Raw genomic sequence first — 3,250 nt, 5'->3', positions numbered from 1 at the left:
CGGCCACTAAATCTTGAATATTTGATGAGAAGTTACTGTTTGCAAAGTCGCCGTCGCTATTGCCAAGGCCGGTAAAGTCAAAGCGCAGTACGGCAATACCCTGTTGGGTAAGGGCGCGGCTTATGCGCGTAGCGGCAGCAATATCTTTACCACAGGTAAAGCAGTGTGCAAATAAAGCATAAAACTTTACATCGCCGGCTGGGCGTTCAAGCTGGCCTGCAAGTTCTAAATCGCCGCTTTTAAAAGATACTTTTTGTCGCATAGAAGAGCCTTAGTGTTTCATTAAAATACGTTACAATAATAGATAAGATATAAGCACTAACTAGTGTAATTTCAATGTTTATTATGCTTTGATCTTGATCAAGTAAACTGCTTACTATTTCATCGAGAGGACATTTGTCCTTATGTTTTTTGGGTGGTTTGTCTATCCTCGCACAGCGCTATAATGAAGGTTTTGCTACTTTATATTGGCTAATTAGCTATATTTTAAAGCAGCTCACTTCTAACAACCTATTCACTGGAACGTACAATGCAATTACCTACTGTTGATTATAAAGCTCCCGATGCGGCTGCTCACTTTGTTGAATCGTTAAGAAACACCGGTTTTGGTGTATTAAAAAATCACCCAATCCCGCAATCTTTAGTTGAGTCTATTTACGAAAAATGGCAAGACTTTTTTAATTCAGAGCAAAAGCACGACTTTTTATTTTCTAAAGAAACGCAAGACGGTTATTTCCCGCCTTCTGTATCTGAGGTAGCTAAAGGCTTTACAGTAAAAGACATTAAAGAGTACTTTCATGTTTACCCTAAAGGTCGCGTGCCTGCAGAGCTTGAAGCTGACGTGCGTGAGTACTACCGCTTAGCTAACGAATTTGCAGCAACGCTTTTAAGCTGGGTTCAAGCAGAGGCACCAGCCGATGTACGTGCTAAGTTTTCTATCGATTTAAAAGACATGATTGCTGATTCTGAGCAAACATTGTTACGCATTTTACATTACCCGCCAATGACAGGTGATGAAGAGCCAGGTGCAATTCGCGCTGCAGCACATGGTGACATTAACTTATTAACTGTATTACCTGCATCGAACGAGCCAGGCCTGCAAGTTCAAAAAACAGATAGCGGTTGGTTAGATGTGCCATGTGACTTCGGTAGCTTAATTATTAATATTGGTGACATGCTACAAGAAGCGTCGGGCGGGTACTTCCCATCGACTATTCACCGTGTAATAAACCCAACAGGTAAAGCGTCGACTAAGTCGCGTATTTCTTTACCGCTGTTTTTACACCCACGTCCTGAAGTTGTGCTTTCTGAGCGCTACACTGCAGACAGCTACCTACAAGAGCGTTTACGCGAGCTAGGTGTTAAATAACGTTATATTTATTGAGTTAAATATAAACCAAAAGCGGCTTTTAGCCGCTTTTGTTGTTTTTAAGCAAGGTTATACCAATCCGCAATAATGTTGAATCATTTTTAGGGGCTAAACGTATCGCTATCTGCGTTAAAAAATTCTCATTTATGACTATATGGATGCAGAAGGTAGAGCAATGCAGGAGCAATTGCCGAGAACAACTAAATAACGAATTTATTGTCTAGCTATCAACACGTTTATCTATTCTCAAAATAGATCACTTAATTAAGCGGATTGGTATTAATTTTTTGGGTAAGTTTGTTTCATTATTAAAACCGACTCAGCAATTATTTGCTCAAGTATAGCTAAATCGATATTTTCCAATTTTGTCACGTACAAACAGCTTTTACCTAGGCTATGTTTACCAAGCTTATTTAATAATGCCGCTATTTTGGGGTGATCAAAGCCAGGCATAATATAAATAGAAAGCTTAGTTTTGCGTGGTGAAAATCCTGTGATTGGCCATTCACCTGTGCGGCCGGAGTCGTACCTATAGCTGTATTGGTCAAACCCTATAATATCTTTACCCCATACAACAGGCTTTGCCCCTGTGACTTTTTCAAACAGGGTTAGTAAGGTTTGTGTGTCTTCAATACGCTTTGAATCTATACTTTCTAGGCATTGCTTAAGTGTTATTTGGTTTGCTTTAGTTTTTAATGTCATAGCGTTGATTTGTATTGTTATTAGCTACTCTAAGGTTAGCACTTAATTTGCTAAGTGAATATTTCCATGCATTTCTAAGTTAGTTGCGTATAATGCGCCCTTGGCCGGTTTGGCCTTTATTTTATTGAGAGATTTTATGAGTTTTGATGGTTTAGGTTTATCACAGTCTTTAGTTAACGCGGTTTTAGAAAAGGGCTATGAAGCGCCAACGCCTATTCAGGCTCAAGCAATTCCTGCAATTATTGAACGTCGCGATGTAATGGCGGCTGCACAAACAGGCACAGGTAAAACCGCTGGTTTTACGTTACCGCTAATTGAGCTGTTATCTAAAGGCAGTAAAGCAAAAAGTAACCACGTACGTGCCCTTATTTTAGCGCCTACGCGTGAGCTGGCTTTGCAGGTAAGCGAAAACGTTGAAGAATACGCTAAGCACTCTGATGTAAGTTCGTTTGTAGTGTACGGCGGCGTTAAAATAAACCCACAAATGCAGCGCCTTCGCAAAGGGGTTGATATTTTAGTGGCCACGCCTGGGCGTTTAATCGATTTACATAATCAAAACGCTGTTAAGTTTGATAATGTTGAAGTGCTGGTACTTGATGAAGCCGACCGCATGCTTGATATGGGGTTTATTCACGACATTAAACGCCTGATTGCTAAAATGCCGCCTAAACGCCAAAACTTAATGTTTTCGGCAACGTTTTCAGATGATATACGTGCATTAGCAAAAGGGTTAATTAACGACCCTGTTGAAATATCAGTTGCGGCAAAAAACACCACTGCTAAAAGCGTAACGCAAAGCGTTTACGCTGTTGATAAATCGCGTAAAACCGCATTACTTAGCCATTTAATTCGTAGCAACGATTGGCAACAAGTATTAGTGTTTAGCCGTACCAAGCACGGTGCAAACCGTTTAGTTAAACAGCTTGAGCGCGACGACATAGTAGGCGCCGCTATTCATGGTAATAAATCACAAGGTGCCCGTGTTAAAGCATTAGATGGCTTTAAAAGCGGTGAAGTACGCGTACTTGTAGCCACTGATATTGTGGCACGTGGCCTTGATATTGTTGAGCTTCCGCATGTGGTTAACTACGACTTACCAAACGTATACGAAGATTACGTTCACCGTATTGGCCGTACAGGCCGTGCTGGTGCATCAGGGCATGCTATTTCGTTTGTAAC

General features: G+C 40.9%; 4 protein-coding genes. 2 read left to right on the top strand and 2 right to left on the bottom strand.

Going from position 1 to position 3,250, the window contains the following annotated elements; all coding sequences use genetic code 11:
• The coding region (locus L650_RS0100350; protein WP_029771707.1) for a hypothetical protein at positions 1–262 on the bottom strand (262 nt) is incomplete at its 3' end.
• 267 nt (positions 263–529) lie between these two features.
• Between L650_RS0100350 and L650_RS0100345 the strand changes: the two genes are divergently transcribed.
• The gene (locus L650_RS0100345) at positions 530–1,369 is read left to right on the top strand and encodes an isopenicillin N synthase family dioxygenase (RefSeq protein WP_029771706.1); all 840 of its coding nucleotides are present in this window, start codon (positions 530–532) and stop codon (positions 1,367–1,369) included.
• 279 nt (positions 1,370–1,648) lie between these two features.
• Here the strand turns inward: L650_RS0100345 and L650_RS0100335 are convergent, their stop codons facing one another.
• Positions 1,649–2,071, bottom strand: coding sequence for a DUF1801 domain-containing protein (locus L650_RS0100335; protein ID WP_024033661.1), 423 nt, complete (start codon positions 2,069–2,071; stop codon positions 1,649–1,651).
• 136 nt (positions 2,072–2,207) lie between these two features.
• On the opposite strand from L650_RS0100335, the gene L650_RS0100330 reads away from it, so the two are divergent.
• Positions 2,208–3,250 (top strand): DEAD/DEAH box helicase (locus tag L650_RS0100330; protein ID WP_029771704.1); only part of this gene is annotated, 1,043 nt, incomplete at its 3' end.

The organism is Pseudoalteromonas sp. TB51 (assembly GCF_000498055.1).
Taxonomy (GTDB): Bacteria; Pseudomonadota; Gammaproteobacteria; order Enterobacterales; family Alteromonadaceae; genus Pseudoalteromonas; species Pseudoalteromonas atlantica.
The sequence above is the reverse complement of the archived record's forward strand: the minus strand, read 5'-3'. Positions and strand labels throughout refer to the sequence as shown.

Bases quoted from the DNA above. Each gene is read 5' to 3' on its own strand.
- L650_RS0100335 (WP_024033661.1), bottom strand. From the start codon at position 2,071: ATGACATTAAAAACTAAAGCAAACCAAATAACACTTAAGCAATGCCTA.
- L650_RS0100345 (WP_029771706.1), top strand. From the start codon at position 530: ATGCAATTACCTACTGTTGATTATAAAGCTCCCGATGCGGCTGCTCAC.